Source organism: Pseudomonas sp. S3_A09 (assembly GCF_054668065.1).
On record NZ_CP162752.1, the window covers coordinates 755,134 to 779,313 of the forward strand.

Annotated in this window: 24 protein-coding genes and 2 pseudogenes; 13 read left to right on the forward strand and 13 right to left on the reverse strand. The window is 61.6% G+C overall.

Features of this window, described 5'->3' with window-relative positions; genetic code table 11:
* Window positions 1–5 precede the first annotated feature (5 nt).
* Complete coding sequence (locus AB4N92_RS03585) at window positions 6–758, reverse strand: thioesterase II family protein (RefSeq protein WP_236266893.1); 753 nt, start codon at window positions 756–758, stop codon at window positions 6–8.
* Window positions 759–1,060: 302 nt separating this feature from the next.
* On the opposite strand from AB4N92_RS03585, the gene AB4N92_RS03590 reads away from it, so the two are divergent.
* Entirely contained in the window at window positions 1,061–1,612 is a 552-nt protein-coding gene (locus AB4N92_RS03590) for an RNA polymerase factor sigma-70 (RefSeq protein ID WP_005789991.1), read from the forward strand.
* Window positions 1,613–1,654: 42 nt separating this feature from the next.
* Here the strand turns inward: AB4N92_RS03590 and AB4N92_RS03595 are convergent, their stop codons facing one another.
* Both AB4N92_RS03595 and AB4N92_RS03600 read right to left on the reverse strand, forming a co-directional pair.
* On the reverse strand, window positions 1,655–2,443 hold the full coding sequence (locus tag AB4N92_RS03595; RefSeq protein WP_010208806.1) for a substrate-binding periplasmic protein: 789 nt from the start codon (window positions 2,441–2,443) through the stop codon (window positions 1,655–1,657).
* 94 nt (window positions 2,444–2,537) lie between these two features.
* Window positions 2,538–3,161, reverse strand: a complete 624-nt coding sequence (locus AB4N92_RS03600) for a TetR/AcrR family transcriptional regulator (protein ID WP_010208805.1) — start codon at window positions 3,159–3,161, stop codon at window positions 2,538–2,540.
* Between the two features lie 153 nt (window positions 3,162–3,314).
* Here AB4N92_RS03600 and AB4N92_RS03605 point away from each other — a divergent pair, with 153 nt between their 5' ends.
* The 9 genes and pseudogenes from AB4N92_RS03605 to ppnP all read left to right on the forward strand — a co-directional run bounded on the left by AB4N92_RS03605 (window position 3,315) and on the right by ppnP (window position 12,616).
* Complete coding sequence (locus tag AB4N92_RS03605) at window positions 3,315–5,093, forward strand: acyclic terpene utilization AtuA family protein (RefSeq protein ID WP_010208804.1); 1,779 nt, start codon at window positions 3,315–3,317, stop codon at window positions 5,091–5,093.
* 13 nt (window positions 5,094–5,106) lie between these two features.
* A complete protein-coding gene (locus AB4N92_RS03610) occupies window positions 5,107–5,979 on the forward strand; it encodes an SDR family oxidoreductase (RefSeq protein ID WP_010208802.1) in 873 nt (290 codons plus the stop codon).
* A gap of 3 nt (window positions 5,980–5,982) precedes the next feature.
* On the forward strand, window positions 5,983–7,599 hold the full coding sequence (gene atuC / locus AB4N92_RS03615; RefSeq protein WP_010208801.1) for a geranyl-CoA carboxylase subunit beta: 1,617 nt from the start codon (window positions 5,983–5,985) through the stop codon (window positions 7,597–7,599).
* 13 nt (window positions 7,600–7,612) lie between these two features.
* A complete protein-coding gene (gene atuD, locus AB4N92_RS03620; RefSeq protein ID WP_010208800.1) occupies window positions 7,613–8,770 on the forward strand; it encodes a citronellyl-CoA dehydrogenase in 1,158 nt (385 codons plus the stop codon).
* Window positions 8,767–9,528, forward strand: a complete 762-nt coding sequence (locus AB4N92_RS03625; protein ID WP_010208799.1) for an enoyl-CoA hydratase/isomerase family protein — start codon at window positions 8,767–8,769, stop codon at window positions 9,526–9,528. Before atuD ends, AB4N92_RS03625 begins: the two co-directional genes overlap by 4 nt.
* Window positions 9,529–9,645: 117 nt before the next feature.
* Window positions 9,646–11,528, forward strand: a pseudogene (locus AB4N92_RS03630) (acetyl/propionyl/methylcrotonyl-CoA carboxylase subunit alpha).
* A gap of 73 nt (window positions 11,529–11,601) precedes the next feature.
* On the forward strand, window positions 11,602–12,144 hold the full coding sequence (locus AB4N92_RS03635; protein ID WP_010208797.1) for a 3'-5' exonuclease: 543 nt from the start codon (window positions 11,602–11,604) through the stop codon (window positions 12,142–12,144).
* Between the two features lie 65 nt (window positions 12,145–12,209).
* Window positions 12,210–12,299: pseudogene (locus AB4N92_RS03640) on the forward strand (outer membrane lipoprotein carrier protein LolA); the annotation flags it as partial.
* Window positions 12,300–12,331: 32 nt separating this feature from the next.
* Complete coding sequence (ppnP, locus tag AB4N92_RS03645; RefSeq protein WP_460129272.1) at window positions 12,332–12,616, forward strand: pyrimidine/purine nucleoside phosphorylase; 285 nt, start codon at window positions 12,332–12,334, stop codon at window positions 12,614–12,616.
* Between the two features lie 66 nt (window positions 12,617–12,682).
* Here ppnP and AB4N92_RS03650 read toward each other — a convergent pair whose 3' ends face one another.
* Together AB4N92_RS03650 and AB4N92_RS03655 are read right to left on the reverse strand one after the other, a co-directional pair.
* Window positions 12,683–13,489, reverse strand: a complete 807-nt coding sequence (locus AB4N92_RS03650; protein WP_010208795.1) for an MOSC domain-containing protein — start codon at window positions 13,487–13,489, stop codon at window positions 12,683–12,685.
* 39 nt (window positions 13,490–13,528) lie between these two features.
* Window positions 13,529–14,464, reverse strand: coding sequence for a chemotaxis protein CheV (locus AB4N92_RS03655; protein ID WP_010208794.1), 936 nt, complete (start codon window positions 14,462–14,464; stop codon window positions 13,529–13,531).
* A gap of 539 nt (window positions 14,465–15,003) precedes the next feature.
* Here AB4N92_RS03655 and AB4N92_RS03660 point away from each other — a divergent pair.
* The 3 genes from AB4N92_RS03660 to AB4N92_RS03670 all read left to right on the forward strand — a co-directional run bounded on the left by AB4N92_RS03660 (window position 15,004) and on the right by AB4N92_RS03670 (window position 17,369).
* Window positions 15,004–15,453 (forward strand): hypothetical protein, encoded by a 450-nt coding sequence (locus tag AB4N92_RS03660; RefSeq protein WP_021490826.1) that lies wholly within the window; start codon window positions 15,004–15,006, stop codon window positions 15,451–15,453.
* 369 nt (window positions 15,454–15,822) lie between these two features.
* Window positions 15,823–16,713: a sensor histidine kinase gene (locus tag AB4N92_RS03665; RefSeq protein WP_010208791.1), complete on the forward strand. Its 891-nt coding sequence runs from the start codon at window positions 15,823–15,825 to the stop codon at window positions 16,711–16,713.
* Window positions 16,710–17,369, forward strand: coding sequence for a response regulator transcription factor (locus tag AB4N92_RS03670; RefSeq protein ID WP_010208790.1), 660 nt, complete (start codon window positions 16,710–16,712; stop codon window positions 17,367–17,369). The genes AB4N92_RS03665 and AB4N92_RS03670 overlap by 4 nt, the downstream gene beginning before the upstream one ends.
* Here AB4N92_RS03670 and yegS read toward each other — a convergent pair.
* The 8 genes from yegS to AB4N92_RS03710 form a co-directional block, all read right to left on the reverse strand.
* On the reverse strand, window positions 17,328–18,248 hold the full coding sequence (yegS, locus tag AB4N92_RS03675) for a lipid kinase YegS (protein ID WP_010208787.1): 921 nt from the start codon (window positions 18,246–18,248) through the stop codon (window positions 17,328–17,330). The genes AB4N92_RS03670 and yegS overlap by 42 nt on opposite strands.
* A 559-nt stretch (window positions 18,249–18,807) precedes the next feature.
* Entirely contained in the window at window positions 18,808–19,200 is a 393-nt protein-coding gene (locus tag AB4N92_RS03680; RefSeq protein WP_010208786.1) for a DUF2802 domain-containing protein, read from the reverse strand.
* On the reverse strand, window positions 19,201–19,683 hold the full coding sequence (locus AB4N92_RS03685) for a chemotaxis protein CheW (protein ID WP_010208785.1): 483 nt from the start codon (window positions 19,681–19,683) through the stop codon (window positions 19,201–19,203).
* Between the two features lie 81 nt (window positions 19,684–19,764).
* Window positions 19,765–20,553 (reverse strand): CheW domain-containing protein, encoded by a 789-nt coding sequence (locus AB4N92_RS03690; RefSeq protein ID WP_010208784.1) that lies wholly within the window; start codon window positions 20,551–20,553, stop codon window positions 19,765–19,767.
* Complete coding sequence (locus AB4N92_RS03695) at window positions 20,553–21,341, reverse strand: ParA family protein (protein WP_010208781.1); 789 nt, start codon at window positions 21,339–21,341, stop codon at window positions 20,553–20,555. The genes AB4N92_RS03690 and AB4N92_RS03695 overlap by 1 nt, the downstream gene beginning before the upstream one ends.
* Window positions 21,342–21,392: 51 nt before the next feature.
* Window positions 21,393–22,280, reverse strand: coding sequence for a flagellar motor protein MotD (gene motD / locus AB4N92_RS03700; protein WP_010208779.1), 888 nt, complete (start codon window positions 22,278–22,280; stop codon window positions 21,393–21,395).
* 15 nt (window positions 22,281–22,295) lie between these two features.
* Window positions 22,296–23,036, reverse strand: a complete 741-nt coding sequence (locus tag AB4N92_RS03705) for a flagellar motor protein (protein ID WP_010208778.1) — start codon at window positions 23,034–23,036, stop codon at window positions 22,296–22,298.
* Window positions 23,036–24,163 carry a protein-glutamate methylesterase/protein-glutamine glutaminase gene (locus AB4N92_RS03710; RefSeq protein ID WP_010208774.1) on the reverse strand — a complete coding sequence of 376 codons (1,128 nt, stop codon included), beginning with the start codon at window positions 24,161–24,163 and terminating at the stop codon, window positions 23,036–23,038. Before AB4N92_RS03710 ends, AB4N92_RS03705 begins: the two co-directional genes overlap by 1 nt.
* Window positions 24,164–24,180: the final 17 nt, after the last annotated feature.

Genomic DNA, 24,180 nt, shown 5'->3' on the forward strand with positions numbered 1-24,180 from the left:
CTGGTTCAGCCGACGGCAAGTGGACGTGCCACGCCATTGCGCCATCGGGCCAGGTGTTCCTCGGCGTAACGCCGTATGCAGCGCAGCACGGCGCTTTCGTGCTGTATGAGGAAGAAGTGGTGGCCGTCGATCATGTCCAGGGAAAAGCCACTGGCGGCATCCAGCTGCCAGTCGAGCAGTTGGTCGGCGCGCACGCTGTCCTGTTTGCCGCCAAACACGTGAATCGGCATGCCCAGCGGTGTGCGCTCGCCGTAGCTGAAGCTGCCGCACAGCAGGAAATCCGCGCGCAGGATCGGCAGCATCAACTGCATCAACTCGGGGTTGGTCAGGGCTTCTTCGGCGGTGCCTTGCAGCTCGCGCAGGCGGGCGATCAGTTGTTCGTCGGTCTTTTCGATGGCGTATTCGCTGACGTCGCGGCGTGCCGGCCCGGCCGTGCCGGAAGCGAACAGGGCCAGCGGCGGCGGCACGTCGCGCGCACGCAGCGCATGCGCCAACTCGAAGGCGAGCAGGCCGCCGAGGCTGTGACCGAACAAGGCGTAGGGGCCGTTCAGGTCGCGGCTGATTTCATCGGCGAGCTGGGCCGCCAACACCTTGATGTCGCGCTGCAACGGCTCGTCCATGCGCATGCCACGCCCGGGCAATTCCAGTGGGCATACCTGCAACCACTCGGGCAGGGCCCGACGCCAGCGCGCGTAAACCATGGCGCTGGCGCCCGAATAGGGCAGGCAGAACAGCCGCAGTCGGGTCGGCGCACTCATCGAGTGACGACTCCAAACTGAAACACGCTGTATGCACGATAAAAACCCATTTCGTCCTCCTGCGGGTGCTGGTCCTTGGCCGTTTTACTAACGGACCTGTCACCCAGAAGAACGGACGGCACCAGCAAATAATTAGTCGCCGGGTACGAGCGAGACGTGGTTCACACCTAACAAGAAAGCATAAGATTAGTTCGCCTTCTCATTTGACAATCATTATCATTCAGCATAATTTGTTGCCCGATGTGTAGGAGGCCTCAGCAAGGACGCCCTCCCCTGACTTCTTTTGCGACAAGGTGATTTCCATGACGGAACAAGTATCCACAGGCAGGTGCGACTCACCGCTTCTCCAGGCATTCGTCGATAATCGGCTGATCCTGGTGAAGATCGCGGCACGTATTACCGGCTGCCGCTCCCGTGCCGAAGACGTAGTGCAGGACGCCTACTTCCGGCTGCAGTCGGCGCCGACGATCACGTCATCGTTCAAGGCTCAATTGAGTTATCTGTTCCAGATCGTGCGCAACCTGGCGATCGATCACTACCGCAAGCAGGCCCTGGAGCTCAAATACTCCGGGACGGAAGAGGAAGGCTTGAATGTGGTTATTCACGGCGCTTCACCGGAAACCTCGCACATCAATTTCAACACCCTGGAAAACATCGCCGACGCCCTGACGGAGCTGCCGCAACGCACCCGCTACGCGTTCGAGATGTACCGCCTGCACGGCGTGCCGCAAAAGGACATCGCCAAGGAACTTGGCGTATCGCCGACCCTGGTGAACTTCATGATCCGGGATGCGCTGGTGCACTGCCGCAAAGTGTCGGGCAGCCATAGCGATACGTTTGCACGTAGGGTGTGACACACCGCTGTAGGAAATGTGGGAGCAGGCCTGCTCCCACACTCAGGGTACCGCCGTCACATCAATGCGGTACGGCTCGAAAATCTTCAGCATCTCGCCATCATCACGCAAGCGTTTGAGCAATGCGGAAAAGGCCTCCCCCGTGATCGGTGCTTTCGGGCGCAGTAGCGCGAAGTGGTGATACACCTGGTCGATGCGCTCCGACACCAGGAACTGCCCCGCCATCTCCGCATTGCGCACCATAAAGTCACTCAAGTACGAACGGGTCACCAAGGCAATGTCGGCACGCCCGCGCGCAACCATCAGCAGGTTGCTGTCATGGGAGTAGGTCAACGTGGCGTTGAAGTGCTCCGCCATGTACTTGGGGTCGGGGTTGAAGTTGGCGAAGGCGTAGTGATAACCGCTGAATACCGCCAGGCGTTTGCCCTTGAGGTCAGCGAAATAGCTTTGGTCGCGACCGGCCTCACGTTGGGCGACAAAAATCTCTGCGTCTTCCAGGCCCATATCGACCGTGGTGTGGGGAATCTTCTGCCAGCCCCAGTCAGGGTTTTCGAAGATGGCCATATCCACCCGGCCCTGCTCGAAATCGCGAAAACGTCGCGGGATAGAGGTGGGCACCAGTACAAATTGGTAGTCGGTTTGCGAGGCGTTCAGGGCCTCGACCAGTTGCGGCAGCAACCCGGTATCGGCACCCTGCTCGGGGCGCACGGTGTAGGGCGGGAAATGTGCCGCGCCGATGCGGACCAGTTGCGCAGCCGAAGCCTGCCCCCACCACGCGGTGCCCAGTGCCCAAAAGGTAAGTCCTGCAGCCAGCCGCCATGGCGAAAACATCAAGGCACACACCGTTCAAAAACGCTAATGGCGATAAGCTAGGCGTTTTCGTCTGGCGAGACAACTTTCCATCGGCAAATTAATAGCTTGCACCTCAATCGGCTTTCAGAACCATTAACAGGGCTTCTTCGGCCAACTGCTCAAGCGTCAGGCTGCCCTCGGCGCGGAACCAAGTGGTGGTCCAGGACAAGGCACCGGTGAGGAAACGCCGGGTAATAAATACATCGCCCCGGATATAGCCGGCGTCCTTGGCCTCACCCAGTACCTGCAGCCAGATCGCCTCATACACATCACGCAGGGCCAGCACCTGGGCCTGGCCTTCGGCCGACAGCGAACGCCATTCGTAGACCAGCACCGCCATGGCCTCGCCGCTGCCGCCCATGATCGACTGCAATTCACAGCGAATCAGCGCCAATACACGCTCACGCACGTTGCTGGCTTCCTCAAGGGAAGCGCGCATCATCGCGGTGTTGTAATGGATGGTTTCTTCCATCACCGCGCGCAAGATCTCGTCCTTGCTCTTGAAGTGATGAAAGATGCTGCCGGACTGGATGCCCACGGCGCTGGCCAGGTCGCGCACCGTCGTGCGCTCGAAGCCCTTGTTGCGAAACAGGTGGGCCGCGGTCTGCAGCAGCTTGCCCCGGGCGCTGTCGGGGTCGGTCAGTTGGCCGGCTTCAACCATGGTGCGCATCACCCGCAGGGCTTTATGCTCATCCATGCCTCTCTCCTCTACTTCCACGGACGTCTTGGCCGGCAATTTAGGCCGTGGCGGCCACCCAAGCAAGCGCTTGGCTAAAACTTGTGACTGGCGTTTACAAACCAAGCGCTTGCTTGGTAGTCTCGCCCACAGCCATTCGAGGAAGGATTTCTCATGAGCAAGACAGTTCGTATCGGCTGTGCCAGCGCCTTCTGGGGCGACACCTGCACCGCCGCTGCCCAGTTGGTGCACGGCGGCAAGCTGGATTACCTGGTGTTCGACTACCTGGCGGAAGTCACCCTGTCGATCCTCGCCGGCGCGCGCATGAAAGATCCCCAGGCGGGCTACGCGACGGATTTTGTCGAAGTGCTCACGCCCTTGCTGGCGGATATCCAGCGCCAGGGCATTCGTGTGATCAGCAATGCCGGCGGTATCCATCCCCAGGCCTGCGCCGCCGCCCTGCAAGCGGCCTGCGACAAAGCAGGTATCAAACTGAACATCGCCGTGCTGCTGGGCGATGACCTGCTCCCCCAACTCAAGCAACTGCACGGCATCACGGACATGTTCAACGGCACGCCGTTGCCACCGGTGTGCGTGTCCGCCAACGCCTACCTCGGCGCACCGGGCATTACCCAGGCACTGGCACTGGGCGCGGATATCGTCATCACCGGTCGCGTGGTGGACAGCGCCGTGGTCAGCGCGGCGCTGGTGCATGAGTTCAACTGGTCCTGGCAAGACTACGACCGCCTCGCCCAAGCCGCATTGGCCGGGCATATCATCGAATGCGGCGCACAGTGTACCGGCGGTAATTTCACCGATTGGCGCGATGTGCCGGACTACGAACACATCGGTTTTCCCATCGTAGAAGTCGGCGCCGACGGGCAGTTCACCGTCGGCAAGGTCGACGGCACGGGCGGGTTGATCAGCGAACTCAGCGTGGCCGAGCAGTTGCTGTATGAGATCGGTGACCCGCGGGCCTATCTGCTGCCCGATGTGATCTGCGACTTCAGCCAGGTCAAGTTGCAGCAGCAAGGCAAAAACTGTGTGCGCCTGCACGGCGCCAGGGGCTTGCCGCCCACCGATCAGTACAAGGTCAGCGCCACCTACCCGGACGGCTTCCGCTGCACCGCCAGTTGCCTGATCGCCGGGATCGATGCGGTGGCAAAGGCCGAGCGGGTCAGCCAGGCCATCATCCACAAGACCTCGGAACTGTTCAGCCAACGCGGTTGGGCGCCCTACACCGAGGTGAATATCGAACTGCTCGGCAGTGAAGCGACCTATGGCGCCCACGCGAAGCGTCAGGACTGCCGCGAAGTGGTGGTGAAACTGGCGGTGCGTCACCCGAGCAAACAGGCATTGGTGCTGTTCGCACGTGAGATCGCTCAAGCCGCCACCGGCATGGCGCCGGGCCTGACCGGCATCGTGGGCGGACGGCCAACCGTGTACCCGTTGATCCGGCTGTTTTCATTCCTGATCGATAAATCCGCCTGCCAGCTGTTGATCGACTTGCAGGACAAACGCCACACCTGCTCCCTGCCGGTTGCCGACGCCCCCGCCCTGCCCGATGCACCGATTGACCCACCCAAGCCCCGAGGCCGCGCCGACGCCAGCGTCCCTCTGGTGAAACTGGCCGTGGCGCGTTCCGGCGACAAGGGCAACCACAGCAACATCGGCGTGATCGCCCGCGACCCCGAGTACTTGCCCTGGATCGCCGAAGCGCTGACCCCGGAAGTGATCGTCGACTGGATGGGCCATGTGCTGGACCCCGTTCACGGTCGCGTCGAGCGCTGGTATTTACCCGGCAGCCACAGCCTCAACTTCCTGCTGGAAAACGCCTTGGGCGGCGGCGGCATCGCCAGCCTGCGCATCGACCCGCAGGGCAAAGCCTTCGCCCAGCAACTGCTGGAAATCCCCATCGCCGTGCCGCAACACATCGCAGATTCACTCACCTGACAGGAGCGTTGCCGTGGCCTTCGACTCGATCTTCAAAGCCAACCTGTTCCACGGGCACACCGTGATGGTCACCGGCGGTGGCAGCGGTATTGGCCGCTGTACCGCCCATGAGTTGGCGGCCTTGGGTGCCAAGGTGATCCTGGTGGGACGCAAGCCGGAAAAGCTGCAAAACGTCGCGATCGAGATCGCCGAAGATGGCGGCAGCGCCGCGTGGCAGGCGTGCGACATTCGCGATGAAGAGGCCGTAAAGGCGCTGGTCAAACACATCATTCATGCCCACGGCCCGATCCACGGCCTGGTCAATAATGCGGGGGGCCAATATCCGTCACCGCTGGCGGCGATCAACCAAAAAGGCTTCGAAACCGTAATCCGCACCAACCTCGTCGGCGGCTTCCTGGTGGCGCGGGAAGTGTTCAACCAATCCATGAGCAAGCATGGCGGCGCCATCGTCAACATGCTCGCGGACATGTGGGGGGGCATGCCCGGCATGGGCCACTCGGGTGCGGCGCGCGCGGGCATGGACAACTTCACCAAGACCGCCGCCTTCGAATGGGGTTACGCCGGGGTACGGGTCAATGCCGTGGCGCCGGGCTGGATCGCCTCCAGCGGCATGGACACCTACGAAGGCGCGTTCAAGGCGGTGATCCCGACCTTGCGCGAACACGTGCCGCTCAAGCGCATCGGCACCGAATCGGAAGTCAGCGCGGCCATCGTGTTCCTGCTCAGCCCCGCCGCCGCCTTCATCAGTGGCAGCACTTTGCGCATCGACGGTGCGGCCAGCCTGGGCAGCCGCGCCTGGCCGTTGCACAAGGCGCAGGCACCGAGCGAACCCTTCAATGGCTTTCACCGTGCCTACCTGCCGGATGTGCTCAAGGCGGAGAAATAGACCATGCCGGTAATCGAGTCCTTGATCGACACCCACCACGCCCAGTTCGCGCAAAATCGCGAGGCCATGCTGGCGGCCATCGCCCACCTTCACCAGTTGGAACACACCCTGCTCGCCAAGGCTCAGGAAGCCAAGCCCAAGTTCGACAAGCGCGGCCAACTGCTGCCCCGCGAGCGTCTCGCCCTGTTGCTGGACCCCGGCGCGCCGTTCCTGGAACTGGCCAGCCTGGCCGGCTACAAGCTGCACGACGACAAGGATGGCAGCGCCGCCGGCGGTGGGTTGATCGCCGGCATCGGCTACGTCAGCGGCGTGCGCATGCTGGTGGTGGCCAATAACAGCGCGATCAAGGGCGGCACCATTTCCCCCACCGGCCTGAAGAAATCTCTGCGCCTGCAACACATCGCCATGGAGAACAAACTGCCCGTGGTGACCCTGGCCGAAAGCGGCGGCGCCAACCTCAACTACGCCGCCGAGATTTTCGTCGAGGGCGCGCGCAGCTTCGCCAACCAGGCGCGCATGTCGGCCATGGGTTTGCCGCAGATCACCGTGGTGCATGGCTCGGCCACGGCGGGCGGTGCCTATCAGCCGGGGCTGTCGGATTACGTGGTGGTGGTGCGTGGCCGGGCCAAACTGTTCCTCGCGGGCCCGCCGCTGCTCAAGGCCGCAACCGGCGAAGTGGCCACCGATGAAGAACTGGGTGGCGCAGAGATGCACGCACACACCGCCGGCACCGCCGAATACCTGGCGGAAAATGACGCCGACGGTGTGCGCATCGCACGGGACATCGTCGGCCTGTTGCCCTGGAATGATCACCTGCCAATGGTGCCAAACCGTGATTACGCAGAACCCCTGTATCCCATCGAAGAACTGCTGGGCCTGATCCCTGACGACCCGAAGAAACCCTACGACGTCCGCGAAATCCTCGCGCGCCTGGCCGACGGCTCCCGCTTCCTTGAATTCAAAGGCGAGTTCGATGCCCACACCGTCTGCGGCCACCTGCACATCCAAGGCCACGCCGTCGGGGTGATCGGCAACAACGGCCCGATCACGCCCAAGGGCGCGACCAAGGCCGCACACTTTATCCAACTGTGCGACCAAAGCCGCACGCCGCTGCTGTTCTTGCACAACACCACCGGCTTCATGGTCGGCACCGAGTCTGAGCAGCAAGGCGTGATCAAGCACGGCGCAAAGATGATCCAGGCGGTGGCCAATGCGCGAGTGCCTAAACTCACGATTGTGGTGGGCGGCTCCTACGGCGCCGGCAACTATGCAATGTGCGGCCGCGGCCTGGACCCGCGCTTTATCTTCGCCTGGCCCAACAGCCGCACGGCGGTGATGGGCGGTGCGCAGGCGGGCAAAGTGCTGCGCATCGTCACTGAGGCCAAGCAGTTGAAGGACGGCCTGGTGCCGGACCCCAAGGTGCTGGACATGCTGGAGCAGGTCACCGCACAGAAGCTCGACAGCCAATCCACCGCGCTTTATGGCAGTGCCAATTTGTGGGACGACGGGCTGATTGATCCACGGGATACACGGACCTTGCTGGGCTTTCTGCTGGATATCTGCCACGAGGCGCAGGTGCGTGAGTTGCAAGCCAATACCTTCGGTGTAGCGCGTTTTTAGGAGAACAATAAAAATGATCTTTACCCAGGAACACCAGGCACTGCGCCGCACCGTCCGCGCCTTCGTCGACCGCGAGATCAACCCCCATGTGGACGCATGGGAAAAAGCCGGACGCTTTCCCATCCATGAGATCTTCCGCAAGGCTGGCGACCTCGGTCTGCTCGGCATTTCCAAGCCGGAGAAATTCGGTGGCATGGGCCTGGACTACAGCTATTCCATCGTCGCCGCCGAAGAATTCGGCACCATTCGCTGCGGCGGCATTCCCATGTCCATTGGCGTACAGACCGACATGTGCACCCCCGCCCTCGCCCGCTTCGGCAGCGATGAACTGCGCGACGAATTCCTGCGTCCGGCCATCAGCGGCGAGCAGGTCGGCTGCATCGGCGTCTCGGAAACCGGCGCCGGCTCCGACGTGGCCGGGCTCAAGACCCATGCGCGCAAGGACGGCGACGACTACGTGATCAACGGCAGCAAAATGTGGATCACCAACTCACCCAGCGCCGACTTCATCTGCCTGCTGGCCAACACTTCCGACGACAAACCGCACATCAACAAGTCGCTGATCATGGTGCCGATGAACACCCCCGGCATCAGCGTCAGCCCGCCCCTGGAAAAGCTTGGCATGCACAGCTCCGAGACCGCCCAGGTGTTCTTCGACGACGTGCGCGTGCCGCAGCGCAACCGCATCGGCCATGAAGGCGCGGGGTTCATGATGCAGATGCTGCAGTTCCAGGAAGAACGCCTGTTTGGCGCGGCCAATATGATCAAGGGCCTGGAGCACTGCATCGACAGCACCATCGACTACTGCAAAGAACGCCAGACCTTCGGCAAGGCGCTGATCGATAACCAGGTCATTCACTTTCGCTTGGCTGAGCTCTCCACCGAAATCGAATGCCTGCGCGCGCTGGTCTATCAGGCCACCGAGCAATACATCAAAGGCCAGGACGTCACCCGCCTGGCCTCCATGGCCAAGCTCAAGGCCGGGCGCCTGGGCCGCGAAGTCAGCGACAGTTGCCTGCAATACTGGGGCGGCATGGGCTTTATGTGGGACAACCCCGTGGCCCGCGCTTATCGCGATGTGCGCCTGGTGTCGATCGGCGGCGGCGCCGACGAAATCATGCTGGGCATCATCTGCAAACTGATGGGCACCTTGCCGGGGAAAAAATCATGAAGACCTTGCTGCTGGAACCGCACAACGGCGTGTTGCACATCACCCTCAACCGCCCTGAAAACCGCAATGCGATGAGCCTGGAAATGGTCAATGAACTGCGCAGCGTGATGGCGAAGCTGGACAGCCAGACGCGGGCGGTGGTGATCAGCGGTTCAGGCGGGCATTTTTGCGCCGGGGCGGACGTGAAGGATCTCGTCACCGCGGGTAGCCAACTACAGGCACTGAACCGGGCGTTTGGCACCTTGCTGCAGGAAGTGGAAAGCGTGCCGCAAGTCGTGATCGTGGTGCTACAGGGCGCGGTGCTGGGCGGGGGGTTTGGGTTGGCGTGTGTGAGTGATATCGCGATAGCCGATCACCAGGCGCAATTCGGATTGCCGGAGACCAGCCTGGGATTATTGCCAGCGCAGATTGCGCCGTTTGTGGTCAAGCGGATTGGCCTGACCCAGGCACGACGGTTGGCGCTGACGGCAGCTCGGTTTGATGGCGTGGAAGCTGAACGATTGGGGGTGGTGCATTTTACCGAGCGCGACCCGCAGGCGCTGGCAGAGCGTTTGGATGAGGTACTGGGACACGTGCTGCGCTGCGCACCAGGCGCGAATGGACGGACCAAATCCCTGTTGCTGGCGAGTGTGGATGAGCCGCTTGAGGCTGTGCTGGACCGAGGGGCGCAGTGGTTTGCCGAGGCGGTAAGGAGCGAAGAAGGGATTGAGGGGACGCAGGCGTTTGTGCAGAAAAGAAAGCCTCGGTGGTGTAAGTGACGCCATCGCGAGCAAGCCAGCTCCCACAGTGCAGAGGTGCGAACACCTACAACTGTGGGGGCTGGCTTGCCTGCGATGAGGCCCGCTCAAACACCCCATCAGCCAAGGGATACACCCATGCCCGCATTCAGCAAAATCCTGATCGCCAACCGCGGTGAAATCGCCTGCCGCATCCAGCGCACCGCCCAGGCCCTTGGCTATCGCACGGTGGCGGTCTACAGCGATGCCGACGCCCAGGCCCTGCACGTACAGATGGCCGACGAAGCCGTGCACATCGGCCCCGCCCCGGTCCAACAGTCATACCTCAATATCGACGCCATCCTCAACGCTGCCAGAGTCACCAGCGCCGATGCCATCCACCCCGGCTACGGCTTCCTCTCCGAAAACCCCGACTTCGCCCGCGCCTGCCAACAAGCCGGCCTGACCTTCATCGGCCCCAGCCCCGAAGCCATCGAACTGATGGGCAGCAAACGCCTGTCCAAACTCGCCATGCTCGACGCGGGCGTGCCGTGCATCGCCGGTTACCAAGGCAGCGCCCAGGACGACAGCACCCTGCAACGGGAAGCCGACGCCATCGGCTACCCCTTGATGATCAAAGCCAGCGCCGGCGGTGGCGGTCGCGGCATGCGCCTCGTCCAGCACCCGGAAGAGCTGCTGGACAACCTGCACACCGCCCGCTCAGAGGCCAAAAACGCCTTCGGCAGCGGCGAACTGATCCTCGAACAAGCCCTGATCGACCCGCGCCACGTCGAAATCCAGCTGTTCGGCGACAGCCACGGCCACCTCATTTACCTCGGCGAGCGCGACTGCTCGATCCAACGCCGCCATCAGAAAATCATCGAGGAAGCCCCCTGCCCGGTCATGACGCCCGAACTGCGCCAGGCCATGGGCGAAGCCGCTTTGAACGCCGGGCGTGCGGTGAACTACGTCGGCGCCGGCACCGTGGAATTCCTGCTCGACCGCAACGGCCGGTTCTACTTCCTGGAAATGAACACGCGTCTGCAAGTGGAACACCCGGTGACCGAACTGATCACCGGCCTCGACCTGGTGGACTGGCAGTTGCAAATCGCCGCCGGCCAACCGTTGCCGCTGACACAGCCGGACGTCTCCCTCAACGGCCACGCCATGGAAGTGCGCCTGTACGCCGAAGACCCGGCCCAGGGTTTCCTGCCGCAAACCGGTGAGGTGTTGCGCTGGGATCCGGCCGCTGGCGTGCGTATCGACCATGGAGTGACGGAAGGCCAACGCATCAGCCCGTTCTACGACCCGATGCTGGGCAAAATCATTGCCTATGGCGCGACCCGCGAAGAGGCGCGACGCAAATTGCTACGGGCGGTGGAAGATACGGTGCTGCTCGGGGTCACCACCAATCAGCCGTTGCTGGTTGATCTGCTCAAGCATCCGGACTTTGTCGGCGGCGATTTCAGTACCGGGTTTATTGCTGAGCACTTCAGCGAAATCCGGCCCCTGACGCCGTCAGCAGAACACCTTGCCCTGGCCGCCGCACTGTTTTACCAGCACAGCGCCAACCAGCATCCCCAAGGCCTGGCGGGATGGCGCAACAACACCAGCGCACCCTGCACCTATCGCCTGGAGGTCAACGGCGACACCCACACCGTCAACGCTGCCCCCTGCCTCTCACCACCGACGGCCGCCACGCCAACCACGTGTTCAATGGCATCCGCCGCCGCACCGCCTATCACCTCGTCGGCAACCAACTGTGGCTACCTGGCCTCACGGTGACTGACCGCACCCAGCAAGTCGCCAGCCGCCAGGCCAACGTCAGCAGCGGCACGGTCAAGGCGCCGATGGACGGTGCAATTGTCGATGTGCGGGTCAGCGCCGGCGACAGCGTGACCAAAGGCCAACTGTTGCTGGTGCTCGAAGCCATGAAAATGGAGCATCCGTTGACGGCCGGTATCGACGGTGTGATCAAGGGCGTGCAAGTAATCGCCGGTGATCAGGTGCGCAATCGTCAAGTTTTACTGGAGATCGTCTAGCCCCTAGGCGGAACTACAGGGCCGGGCTACGCTCTATCCCCATCAGAAAGGGAAGAGTACGGGAACCTGCACGATGCCTCATTGGCTGATTATTGACCTTGAAGCCACAACGGATGAAGGCGGCTGGCCCGTGACGGAGATGGAAGTCATCGAGATCGGCGCGAGCCTGGTCAACCGCCAGGGCCGCGAACTGGATCACTTCCAGCGCTTTGTGCGGCCGCTGCGCCGGCCATTGCTAACGCCCTTTTGTCGCCAACTGACCCACATCACCCAGGCAAACATTGATGGCGCGGCGCCGATGACCGAGGTGTGGCCGCTATTCGAGCGCTGGCTGGGCCAGCATCAGCCGCGCCTGGAAGGCTGGGCCAGCTGGGGTGATTACGATCGTAAGCAACTGGAGCTCGAATGGCAGCGCCACGGCCTGTCCAGCGCACTCGCGACCACGCCCCACCTGAACCTCAAGCAGCGCTTCGCCAAGGCCAGGCGCCTGGACAAGCCCCTGGGGCTCAACGGCGCCCTGCAATTGGCGGGGTTGCAGTTCCATGGCCAACAGCATCGGGCGCTGGAGGATGCACGCAACACCGCGCGCCTGCTGCCGTTGATTTTGCCGGTCTAGGCAGCTCCACTGGCCTTGGGCATACTGGACGCCCTTTTTGGTGATGCTTACCTGTAGGAGCGAGCTTGCTCGCGAAGAACGTCAACGCTAAAGCGGGTGATCTGATTAAACGCGGTGCCTGGGCGTTCTTCGCGAGCAAGCTCGCTCCTACAATAAAAGCATCAACCCCTTTTCCGAGGAATCGCCCATGTTCAAAGTCAACGAGTACTTCGACGGCACCGTCAAGTCGATCGCTTTCGGCACCGCAGAAGGTCCGGCGACCATCGGCGTAATGGCCCCCGGCGAATACGAGTTCGGCACCGCCCAGCGTGAGATCATGCACGTGGTGTCTGGCGCCCTGACCGTCAAACTGCCTGATGCCAGCGAGTGGGAAACCTTCGCCGCCGGCAGCCAGTTCAACGTGCCCGCCAACAGCAAGTTCCAGATGAAGGTCGCCGTGGACACCGCTTACCTGTGCGAATACCGCGGCTAAGGGTTTCCCGGAAGTAAAAAAAAGCCCGTCTCGCAGGAGACGGGCTTTTTTTATGCGTGAGGAAAGTTACTCCAGGATCGTCACCGGCATCCCGACTTCCAGGCGCCCGATACCGTCGTTGACCAGGTTCTGGCCGAAAATCGCGCCGGCTTCGGTCTTGCGATATGCCTCAAGCGTGGCGAAAGGTTCGCGGTCAGCGCTGCGCTCGCCAGTCTGCGGGTCGATGGTGGTGAGGATGCAGCGCGAGCACGGCTTGACCGCACGAAACTCCACGTCGCCGATGCGCAAGCGTTTCCAGCCATCTTCGGCGAAGGCTGCGCTGCCCTCAATGACCAGGTTGGGCCGAAAGCGCAACATGTCCATGGGGCGGCCGATGCGCTGTGAAAGGTCGTCCAGTGACGCCTGACCGATCACCAGCAGCGGGTAACCGTCGGCAAACGCGACCTGGTCGTCGTCCTTGCCGTAACCGGCCTGAGTGGTGCGGGCGCGTTCGAGGGGGATTTGCACCAGGCGCGTCGGTTTGCCGATGAAATCGCTGACCCACGCGGCCGCCGCGTCGCCCGCGTCCGGCACGCGCAAGGTGTCGCGCCAGATCGTCACACCCCGCAACTCGGCGTCGCTGCCGGGCAGCGCCACGTCCAGCGGCGTGTAACCCGGCGAACTCAAGGTGAGGCCGCCGCTGCGGTTCCACAACGCCGACAGTTGGCTCATCTTTGCCACGGCACGCTGCGTGAGGAAACGTCCACTGGCTTCATCCACCAGCATCCAGCGTCGGTCCCCGTCCACCCCGAGTTTATCCAGGCCGACGTGCTGCAGTATTTCGGCCTTGCCGGACTTCAAGGGGTAACGGTACAACGCGCTGAGACGAAGCATGAGCCTGCATTCCTGAGGGACAAAGCCATCACCCTAAGGTCAAGCGGGCACTTCGTCCAGCATCAGACGCTGACGCACCACATCCACCAGCTTGTCGGGCTGGAATTTGGACAGGAAGTTGTCGCAGCCGACCTTCTTCACCATCGAATCGTTGAAACTGCCCGACAGCGAGGTGTGCAGCACCACATACAAGCCACGCAGACGCGGGTCGTTGCGGATCTCCGTGGTGAGGCGGTAGCCGTCCATCTCGGGCATTTCGGCGTCGGTGAAGATCATCAGCAGCTTGTCGGTCATCACCTGGCCGCTGTCGGCCCAGGCCTTGAGCATGTTCAGCGCCTTGAGACCGTCGCTGGCGATGTGCATCTTCACCCCCAACTGGCCGAGTGTGTCGCGCAGTTGCGAGAGGGCCACGTTGGAGTCGTCCACCAGCAGCACTTCGCGGCCACGGGCACGCTCCAGCACCGGATCTTCGAGTTTTTCACGGGAGACCTTGGCGTTGTACGGCACGATCTCGGCCAGGACTTTTTCCACGTCGATGATTTCCACCAACTGGTCGTCGACCTTGCTGATGGCCGTGAGGTAATGCTGGCGACCGGCACTGGTCGGTGGCGGCAGGATGGCTTCCCAGTTCATGTTGACGATGCGGTCCACGCCGCCCACCAGGAACGCCTGCACCGAGCGGTTGTACTCGGTGACGATAATGGTGCTGTTGGGGCCCGGCACCAGCGGGCGCATCCCAATGGCCTGGGACAGGTCAATCACCGGCAGGGTCTGGCCCCGCAGGTTGACCACGCCACAGACGAACGGGTGGCGCTGCGGCATCAAGGTCAACTTGGGCAGTTGCAGGACTTCCTGCACCTTGAACACGTTGATCGCGAACAACTGACGCCCGAACAGGCGGAACATGAGGATTTCCAGGCGATTCTCACCCACCAGTTGCGTGCGTTGATCTACCGTGTCGAGAATGCCGGCCATTAAATGCTCCTGATGCGCTAAAGGTTGTGCAGCTCACTTACAGCTTGTTATCGGCGGCAAGCGCCAGACCTTGACCCTTGTAAAATGCCACGTAAATCCATTGATGTCACACTGACATCATGGTTTACTGCGCTGGCCTCTCCAGAGAGCGGCACGGCGACGTTGCACGACATTCAATTCGGTGCAAGGTTCCGCCATGTAAGGGATTCCCCTACGCACAATCAGGCCCAACCTGATATTCGCAATATCTAATAGCCATTAATGTGACGCCATTCTCAATGCATGAATGGAGTCAGGCTTTTGTTTGCCATCCCAAGCCCTCGGCCCACAGGCCTTCTAGACATTCAAATGTCGGCAATTGAAGGTGTGCAATTGACCCCGTTCAAGACGGCCGCGCACATCCCTCGCCGTCACTCTAATAATCTTCCTACTGACAATTCAGAAGCAACCTACAGATCCCAGTCATATTTCAGCGCTACTTTTAAGCCATTCACCCGGTGCGACATCTCATCACCCGACCTTATGTTGCGGAGACTTGTATGATGAACAGCGCAAATGAATGGCAGACAACTCTTCCTGAATTTTTGCTTGAAGCAGAAACCCTGCTGGCCAAGTCGCAAGAGTGCTTGAGCCATCTGCACCTGATCCGCGACGACAGCGATGCCATCGAGTGCATGAAGGCCAGCCTGACGAAACTGGCCGAGAAGGCTGACAACCTGGCCCTGCAGGCGATCAGCGAATTTTCCCGGCATATCCACTACCTGATTGCCAATGCTGCCAGCCCGATGCAACTGCATGATCAGGCGCTGGATGCCTTGCACGCGTGCCTGACGCTACTGGCATGGCAGCTTGAACTGATCGATGCCCGCACCGGCGAACTGGGTATGGATGAGAGTGAGCAAGCAACCCTGATTGCTACTGTCACGCTACAGATTCCGCAAAAAGACTTCAGCTATAAACCGCAGCAGCGGATGCACCACGCGTCTTGAGCGAATATCAGGTCGTGTTTAACCGGAAGTTATCTGAAAACGACATCCCCATTATTTCAAGGGCATTTCGTTGCGCAGAAAAAGATATCAATTAGCCATTAACGGTAATAACGATACAAACAAACAGAAATAATATAACGCCCCTACTCCATGAACTCTGGGAATACCGCCCGGAGCATTTGCGCAGTTAATACCCCTTGCCTGGCACGGCACCAGGCGACCAACGGTAATAGTGGTGGTACTATGCCCCACTCGAAGTGACTCAACTTCATCATGCATAAAAACGATTCGATTACACGGTCCAAACAGAGCCCTGTCAGCCGCCGTGACCGGACTTTCCGCAGCGAACCTTCATTGGCTCCATCCGCTATGTACGCCTCCCTCAAGACACTCATCGCAAGGTCCGCGTCCCGCAGCAATGCACGCCGTTTGATCCTCGCGCTGTGCCTTGGCTCGCTGCTGCTGAGCCTGTGGGCCTACCATTTTTCCGCGGCCTTGCCGCTGCTGGTGATGCTCAACCTGACCACACTGGTGGTGGTCGGCCTGCAACAGTGGCACTCGCGCAAAGCCATCAAGTTCCAGCCCCAGGAACTGGCCGATCGCCTGTTGCAAGTGCAGGAAAACGAACGCCACCGCCTCAGTCGCGAACTGCATGACGACATCGGCCAACTGCTCACCGCCGCCAAGCTGCAAAGCGAATGGCTCAAGCGCCGCCTGCCCGAAGACCTACAAAGCCAGTGCACGGTGCTGTGCAACACCCTCAATGAAACCCTGGCCAAGGTGCGTGACGTCTCCGCCATCCTCAACCCGCGCCAGTTGGCCAGCCTGGGCCTGGAAGCCAGCCTGCGGGCGCACCTGCTCAAGACCCTTGAAAACACGCAGGTGTGCTGGAGCCTGGAATGCCAGCAACGGCTGACCGGCATTCCGGAAGAAATGGCCGTGGCGGCCTTTCGCATTACCCAGGAAGCGGTGACCAACATGCTGCGCCACGCCCAGGCGCGCAATCTGCTGGTACGCCTGCAACGCCTGCCTGAGGGCCTGTCACTGTTTATCAGCGATGACGGCCAGGGCTTTTCGCCAGCCATCAACCCGGGCCTGGAAGGCCAGCGAGGTATGGCCGGTATGTCAGAGCGGATTGATCAGCTTGGCGGTTCATTATCCGTCAGCAGCCAGCCAGGCAAAGGGACACGGATCGACGCGCTTTTCCCCTGGGCGCCCCGCGCCCTCGAACGGGCCAGTTCCCCTAAGGTTCTCGAGTGACCTGCACATTACTCCTGGTGGATGACCATGCACTGATCCGGGCCGGCGTACGCGCGCTGGTCCAGGACATTCCTGGTTACACGGTGGTCGGCGAAGCCAGCGATGGCGCGCAATTACTGGAGCGGTTCAGCGCCCTGTTGCCCGATATCGTGCTGCTGGACCTGTCGATGAAACACACCGGCGGCCTGGATGCCCTGCAGCAACTCAAGCGCGCCTACCCCAAGAGCCGCGTGCTGATCCTGTCGATGCACACCGACCCGGAACTGATCATGTGCGCGCTGGAATCCGGCGCCCACGGCTACCTGCTCAAGGACACCACCGCCAACGAGCTGGAACACGCGCTCCTGGCCCTGCGCAACAACGAGCGCTATCTGAGCCCGGCGATTGCCCACACGGTGATCAACCAGGCGCTGGTGCGCAGCCAGGGTCCAACCCCGCCCGCGGGTCATAGCCACAACCTCACGGCGCGGCAGCTGGAAATTCTGCGCCTGATCGTACGCGGCAAGTCTACCCGGGAAATCGCCCACGGCCTGGGCCTGAGCATCAAGACCGTGGAAGCGCACCGCTCGCAGATCATGAAGCGCCTGCAGATTTTCGACGTGGCGGGCCTGGTGTTATTTGCGGTGCGCGAGCAGATCATCAGCCTGGACGACTAACGGCGAATCCACCGGCAGGTGCACACGCAAGGCCTTGGGCAAGGCCTCGAAGTGCAGGTCATCGCCCTCCAGCGGCTCGCCATCCAGGTTGATGTACAGGCCCTGCGCGACCTTGATATTCACCCATGGCAGGCGCGCCCGCACAAACATGGTGTCCAGGCCCCAGCCATTGCTCATCAGTTCTCGCAGAGTACCGACCACTTCCTGAGGCGCGGGCAGGATGCTGACATCCAGCAAGCCATCATCGGCCATGGCGCCTGGACATAGCTCATGCCCACCGCCCGCCTGGCGACCGTTGCCGATGCCCAGGGCGAGCAACTCGCCTTTCCAATGGAAGTCGGGGCCGTCCAGCTCGGCGTAGGCAGCCTTTAGCTCGCTGAACCGCGTCAAACCCGTGAACAGGTAGGCGGCGCCGCCCAGGACCTTCTTCAAGTCTTCAGAGGTATTGGCCGTGACTTGGCTGCCGAAACCGCCGGTGGCCATGTTGAGGAAGATTTGCCCGCCGACCTGGCCAAGGTCAATGGCCCTTGGCGGCACATCCAGCAGTGCCAGGGCCTGGGCGGGTTCCAGCGGCACACCGGCAGCCTTGGCGAAGTCGTTGGCGGTGCCCAGGGGCATCAACACCAGGCTGGCGTCAGTCTTGGCCTGGGCCATGGCTTCGGCCACATCACGCAAGGTACCGTCGCCGCCGCCGGCAATGATGTGGGTGTAGCCGTCGGCCAGGGCTTCGCTGACCAGACGTTGGGCATCGCCACCTTCCCAGGTGACCCGCACGGCCAGCTCCCCACCCTGCTCGCGCCGGGCCTGCACGGCGGAGCGTACGTCCTCGTTGAGGGCTTGCTTGCCGTGGAGGATCAACAGGGCTTTGGGGGTGGTCATGGGTGGGTTACTCCTGGATTCAAAGGTGCTCGGAAGATGTGGACCTTTGGCGAGGAAAAAAAGCCATCGAATGGGAAAATAATTGGATGATTGAGTACATATCCGTTTTTTGGGTAACGGCTGCTTAGGGTTCCGCCCTTACGGCGGGTCACTTTTGGAAAAGAGCCTCAATACTCGGTGTGCCCGTAATCCGACAGTGATTTGGGGGGCGCCAAAGATCAAAAACAAAGCCAGAGCAGATTGATATCTACCTGATATAGGAGATCTAAATTGTGGGAGCGGGCTTGCTCGCGAAAGCGGTGGATCAGTTAGCGATGTAATCGCCGACACGCCGCCTTCGCGAGCAAGCCCGCTCCCACATTTGAAACTGAGACCGGCTTCCAGAAACCGGTCGGCTACTAGGCCGCCGCGCTTCTGCTTGTGATCTAAGGCGCCCCGTCAAACACGCTGGCCGAACGCAGGCTTTGGAGTGAGGGCACCACACCGAGCCGAGGCGAGGTGCCGAGTGTTGGGGCGGAACCAATAGCAGCCGTTACCCAAATAATGGATATGTACTCAATCAGCTCTTATGCAACTTGCTCATCAATTGCGCCTCAGCCTGAGTCAACCCACACGACTGCGTCAGCTCATCCACCGTAGCCCCCATCCCCACCAGCTTGGCAGCCTGGGCAAACGAAAGACTCGAAGGATCCCGCTGCTCGATCTGCGCCAGCTTGTCCGGCAACGGCGCAAGAATCGCGCGCAGTTCATGCACCTCATCCCCCACCCTCACCGCACTCTGCTGGTAATGATCGACCCGCTTCACCAACTCAAGCACGCGCCGGTCACGCACAGCATCACGCTCAGCCTGCTGCAACAACCATTCGCGCTGCTGACGCACATAGCGCAACAGAAACGCCAAGGTCCCGGCCCACAACAGGGCCAGGACGATCACCGCAGCTTCAAGGAACAATCAGATGCTCTCCAGTTCCGACCATTCTTCTTCGCTCATCATCTTGTCCAGCTCAACCAGAATCAACAGTTCGTTGTTCTTGTTGCACACGCCCTGGATGAACTTGGCCGATTCCTCGTTGCCCACGTTCGGCGCGGTTTCCACTTCCGATTGGCGCAGGTAGACCACTTCCGCGACGCTGTCGACCATGATCCCGACCACTTGCTTGTCGGCTTCGATGATGACGATACGCGTGTTGTCGCTGACTTCGACCGTGCCCAGGCCAAAACGCTGGCGGGTGTCGATCACCGTCACCACGTTGCCGCGCAGGTTGATGATGCCCAGCACATAGCTTGGCGCACCGGGAACCGGAGCGATCTCGGTGTAGCGCAGCACTTCCTGCACGCGCATCACGTTAATACCGTAGGTTTCGTTGTCCAGTTTGAAGGTAACCCATTGCAGGATCGGATCATCCAAACCTTGTGCGGACGCTGACTTGTTCATATCTCTGACCCCTTCAAATGCCGATGTAGGCGGCGTGTGTACTTCTATTGGCCGCACGCGCGTGCGGCCCTTATTGTCCAATCAACTGCGTTTGTTCACTGGCATCGCCTTAACGGCACCGCTGGCGATCAACTCGGCCAGTTCGGCGACGTCGAGCAACGCGCACATATGTTCGATCACGGTGCCCGCCAGCCAAGGCCGTTGGCCTCGGTGGCTGCGCCATTTGATTTCGTTCGGGTCCAGGCGCAACGAGCGGCTGACTTGATGCACCGCCAACCCCCACTCGTAGCCCTGCACCGAGATCACGTATTGCAAGCCTTGGCGGAAGTCGTCGCGGTAGCGGTCGGGCATCACCCAGCGCGCGGTGTCCAGGACTTTCAGGTTGCCGGCCTGGCTGGGCAGGATGCCAAGAAACCACTCCGGTTGCCCGAACAACGGCGTCAGCTCCTGACCCTCCAGGGAGTAGATCGAGCCTAGGCACACCAGCGGAACTGCCAGGGTCAAGCCGGCGACGTCGAACAGCAGGCATTCGAACGGTTCGGCAGCCCAGCTCGGGCGGTCATCACCGGCCACCGGCGGCGGCGTGATGCTCGGCGGCAGGTGCACTTCCACCACTGGCTCGACCACGGCAGGGGCAACCACCACCGGCGCCACCTGCGGTGTCATCGGCACCACGCTTCGCGCATCCCGGGCTTGTTCTTCCAGCACCGCCAACTGGAATTCATCCAGTACGGCTTCTGGTTCAACAGCCGGTTCCAGTACCAGGATCGGTTCCGGAAATTCTTGCGCGGTCGCATCCTGCAACAAGGCATCCAGGTAGGATTCCAGTGCCAGTTGCGGCCGGGTCTTGAGTTCTACGGGACGGTTCATCACGCCACCTGCGCCACAAGTTGCTGCGACAGCAGGTGCTTGAGCAACGCACGGTAGGCCAGTACGCCGCGGCTTTTCGAGTCGAACTGCGACGGCGCGAGGCCCGCACGGCTGGCGTCACGCAGGCGCGTGTCCACCGGGATGTAGCCGTTCCAGATGGTGTCCGGGTAGGCATCGCGTAACACGCGCAGGGTGCCGAGGGAGGCCTGGGTACGACGGTCGAACAAGGTCGGCACGATGCTGAACGGCAGCGCCTGTTTGCGCGAACGGTTGATCATCGCCAGGGTGCTGACCATGCGCTCCAGGCCTTTGACGGCCAAGTGCTCGGTTTGCACCGGGATCACCAACTGCTGGCTCGCCGCCAAGGCATTGACCATCAACACCCCAAGCAGCGGCGGGCTGTCGATGATCGCGTAGTCGAAGTCCTGCCACAGTTGCGCCAGGGTCTTGGCGATCACCAGACCCAACCCGCTCTGCCCCGGCGACTGGCGCTCAAGGGTGGCGAGGGCGGTGCTGGACGGCAGCAGGGAAATGCTTTCGTTACTGGTGGGCAGCAGCAGTTGCCCAGGCAAATCGGCCGGTACGCTGCCTTTGTGCAGGAACAGGTCGTAGTTGCTGTGTTCCAGCGCGTCCGGGTCATAGCCGAAATAGCTGGTCATGGAGCCATGGGGGTCCAGGTCCACCACGACCACGCGCTTGCCCGCCTCGGCCAGCAAGCCGGCTAAGGCGATAGAAGTGGTGGTCTTGCCGACTCCACCTTTTTGATTGGCAACTGCCCAGACTCTCATTCGGTTGGTTCCTCCCGGCAGGCACAGGCGCGACCGAGACATTGCATAGGGTTATTGAGCCGGCGACGGAGAATTGACGGCGCTCTGACGAACCGGCGGTTTTACAGGGGGCGGTGCAGTTTGTGTGCCAGCCCGCTTCAAGGCCGCATCCGGTGTTGCATTGGCGGTGCCGGTGCCAGTCAGGCTGCGACGCACATCCAGGTTGCGCGACACCACCAGCACCACCCGACGGTTCTTCGCGCGGCCCTCTGCCGTCGCGTTATTGGCCACCGGCTGGAACTCGCCATAGCCCACCGACGCCAGGCGTCCAGGGTTTATGCCCTGCATCGCCAACATGCGCACGATGCTTGAAGCGCGCGCCGAGGACAGCTCCCAGTTGGTCGGGTACTGCGCGGTGCTGATCGGGAAATTGTCGGTGAAGCCTTCGACATGGATCGGGTTTTCAAACGGCTTGAGGATCGCCGCCACCTTGTCGATGATGGTAAACGCTTGATCGCTCGGCAACGCGTCGGCGCTGGCAAACAGCAGGCTGGAATTGAGCTCGATCTCCACCCACAACTCGTTGCCGCGCACGGTCATCTGGTTGGAACTGATCAGGTCGCCAAACGCTGCGCTGATGTCATCGGCGATGCTTTTCAGCGGATCACTGGTGCCACCCACCCCGGCAGCGGTTTCATCGCTGTCGTTGACCAGCGGCTTGGCCGGGGTCACGGTCTTGGGTCGCTCCTCGCCGATGGGAATGGCCTTGAGCGAGCGGTCGGCGTCGTTGAACACGCCGATCAAGGCCTGGGAAATGACCTTGTACTTGCCTTCGTTGATCGACGAGATGGAGTACATCACCACGAAAAAGGCGAACAGCAGGGTAATGAAGTCCGCGTAGGACACCAGCCACCGCTCATGGTTGACGTGTTCTTCAGGCTCGCGACGGCGACGGCTCACAATGCATACCTCCCATCAATCCATGAAGCCCTGGAGCTTCAATTCGATGGAGCGCGGGTTCTCGCCCTCGGCAATCGACAAAATACCTTCCAACAACATTTCGCGGTAACGCGACTGGCGCATGGCGATCGACTTGAGTTTGCTCGCCACCGGCAACAACACCAGGTTGGCACTGGCCACGCCGTAGATGGTGGCGACAAACGCCACGGCAATACCGCTGCCCAGTTGCGAAGGGTCGGCCAGGTTGCCCATCACGTGGATCAGGCCCATCACCGCACCGATGATGCCGATGGTCGGCGCATAACCGCCCATGCTTTCAAAGACTTTGGCGGCGTTGATGTCGCGGCTTTCCTGGGTATAAAAATCCACTTCCAGGATGCTGCGGATCGCTTCCGGCTCGGCCCCGTCCACCAGCAATTGCAGGCCTTTGCGCGCGTAGCTGTCCGGCTCGGCATCGGCCACGCCTTCCAGCCCCAGCAGGCCTTCCTTGCGCGCGGTGAGACTCCAGTTGACTACACGGTCGATGCCGCCCGGCAGGTCGACACGTGGCGGGAAGATGATCCACACCAGAATCTGCATGGCACGCTTGAACGAGCTCAGGGGCGATTGCAACAACGCAGCACCCACGGTGCCACCGATCACGATCAGCGCCGCCGGGCCGTTGGCCAAGGCACCGAGGTGGCCGCCTTCAAGGTAGTTGCCGCCAATGATCGCGACAAACGCCATGATGATGCCGATCAGGCTCAGGACATCCATCAGAGGCAGGCCTCCACCAGATGCTTGCCGATGTCGTCCAGGCTGTAGACAGCGTCAGCCAGGTCGGCCTTGACGATGGCCATGGGCATGCCGTAGATCACGCAGCTGGCTTCGTCCTGGGCCCAGATGGCGCTGCCGCCTTGCTTGAGCAGGCGCGCGCCTTCACGGCCGTCGGCGCCCATGCCGGTGAGCACCACCGCCAGAACTTTGTCGCCGTAGGACTTGGCCGCCGATCCGAAGGTGATATCCACGCATGGCTTGTAGTTCAGGCGCTCGTCACCCGGCAGGATTTTGATCGCGCCACGGCCGTCCACCATCATCTGCTTGCCACCCGGCGCCAGCAGCGCCAGACCCGGACGCAGGATGTCGCCATCCTCGGCTTCCTTGACGCTGATGCGGCACAGTTTGTCCAGGCGCTCGGCAAAGGCCTTGGTGAACGCAGCGGGCATGTGCTGGATCAGCACGATCGGCGCCGGGAAGTTGGCCGGCAACTGGGTCAATACGCGTTGCAGGGCAACCGGGCCGCCCGTGGACGTACCGATGGCGACCAACTTATAGGCTTTGCGCTTGGGTGCAGGCGAATACGCCGCCGCAGGTGCAGCCGTACGTACCGGCGGCGCCGCAGGCCGTGCAACCGGCGCAGGCGCCGGGCGACTATACGAAGAACTGGTGGGAGCAGCAGGCGCAGCAACGGGTGCTGGCGCAGGCGCACTGAACAGGCTACGACGGTTACTGCGCGAGATGCTGTGCACCTTCTCGCACAGCATCTGCTTGACCTTCTCGGGGTTGCGCGAGATGTCTTCGAAATTCTTCGGCAGAAAATCCACCGCGCCGGCGTCCAGCGCATCCAGGGTGACCCGGGCGCCTTCGTGAGTCAGCGAGGAGAACATCAACACCGGGGTCGGGCAACGTTGCATGATGTGCCGGACTGCCGTGATGCCATCCATCATTGGCATCTCGTAGTCCATGGTGATCACGTCCGGTTTCAACGCAATGGCTTGATCAATCGCCTCTTTGCCGTTGGTGGCCGTACCGACCACCTGGATGCTTGGATCGGCGGAAAGAATTTCCGAGACGCGGCGACGGAAGAAACCCGAATCGTCCACCACCAGGACCTTGACTGCCATAAACACTCCGTTAGGCG

What these genes read in the sequence shown, in the direction of transcription:
- AB4N92_RS03590 (WP_005789991.1), top strand. Translation starts at nt 1,061, where the DNA reads ATGACGGAACAAGTATCCACAGGCAGGTGCGACTCACCGCTTCTCCAG.
- AB4N92_RS03635 (WP_010208797.1), top strand. Translation starts at nt 11,602, where the DNA reads ATGCCTCATTGGCTGATTATTGACCTTGAAGCCACAACGGATGAAGGC.
- AB4N92_RS03595 (WP_010208806.1), bottom strand. Translation starts at nt 2,443, where the DNA reads ATGTTTTCGCCATGGCGGCTGGCTGCAGGACTTACCTTTTGGGCACTG.
- yegS (WP_010208787.1), bottom strand. Translation starts at nt 18,248, where the DNA reads ATGACCACCCCCAAAGCCCTGTTGATCCTCCACGGCAAGCAAGCCCTC.
- AB4N92_RS03655 (WP_010208794.1), bottom strand. Translation starts at nt 14,464, where the DNA reads ATGGCCGGCATTCTCGACACGGTAGATCAACGCACGCAACTGGTGGGT.
- AB4N92_RS03660 (WP_021490826.1), top strand. Translation starts at nt 15,004, where the DNA reads ATGATGAACAGCGCAAATGAATGGCAGACAACTCTTCCTGAATTTTTG.
- AB4N92_RS03690 (WP_010208784.1), bottom strand. Translation starts at nt 20,553, where the DNA reads ATGAACCGTCCCGTAGAACTCAAGACCCGGCCGCAACTGGCACTGGAA.
- AB4N92_RS03585 (WP_236266893.1), bottom strand. Translation starts at nt 758, where the DNA reads ATGAGTGCGCCGACCCGACTGCGGCTGTTCTGCCTGCCCTATTCGGGC.
- AB4N92_RS03665 (WP_010208791.1), top strand. Translation starts at nt 15,823, where the DNA reads ATGTACGCCTCCCTCAAGACACTCATCGCAAGGTCCGCGTCCCGCAGC.
- AB4N92_RS03685 (WP_010208785.1), bottom strand. Translation starts at nt 19,683, where the DNA reads ATGAACAAGTCAGCGTCCGCACAAGGTTTGGATGATCCGATCCTGCAA.
- AB4N92_RS03600 (WP_010208805.1), bottom strand. Translation starts at nt 3,161, where the DNA reads ATGGATGAGCATAAAGCCCTGCGGGTGATGCGCACCATGGTTGAAGCC.
- ppnP (WP_460129272.1), top strand. Translation starts at nt 12,332, where the DNA reads ATGTTCAAAGTCAACGAGTACTTCGACGGCACCGTCAAGTCGATCGCT.
- atuD (WP_010208800.1), top strand. Translation starts at nt 7,613, where the DNA reads ATGATCTTTACCCAGGAACACCAGGCACTGCGCCGCACCGTCCGCGCC.
- AB4N92_RS03650 (WP_010208795.1), bottom strand. Translation starts at nt 13,489, where the DNA reads ATGCTTCGTCTCAGCGCGTTGTACCGTTACCCCTTGAAGTCCGGCAAG.
- AB4N92_RS03625 (WP_010208799.1), top strand. Translation starts at nt 8,767, where the DNA reads ATGAAGACCTTGCTGCTGGAACCGCACAACGGCGTGTTGCACATCACC.
- AB4N92_RS03710 (WP_010208774.1), bottom strand. Translation starts at nt 24,163, where the DNA reads ATGGCAGTCAAGGTCCTGGTGGTGGACGATTCGGGTTTCTTCCGTCGC.
- AB4N92_RS03605 (WP_010208804.1), top strand. Translation starts at nt 3,315, where the DNA reads ATGAGCAAGACAGTTCGTATCGGCTGTGCCAGCGCCTTCTGGGGCGAC.
- AB4N92_RS03695 (WP_010208781.1), bottom strand. Translation starts at nt 21,341, where the DNA reads ATGAGAGTCTGGGCAGTTGCCAATCAAAAAGGTGGAGTCGGCAAGACC.
- AB4N92_RS03705 (WP_010208778.1), bottom strand. Translation starts at nt 23,036, where the DNA reads ATGGATGTCCTGAGCCTGATCGGCATCATCATGGCGTTTGTCGCGATC.
- atuC (WP_010208801.1), top strand. Translation starts at nt 5,983, where the DNA reads ATGCCGGTAATCGAGTCCTTGATCGACACCCACCACGCCCAGTTCGCG.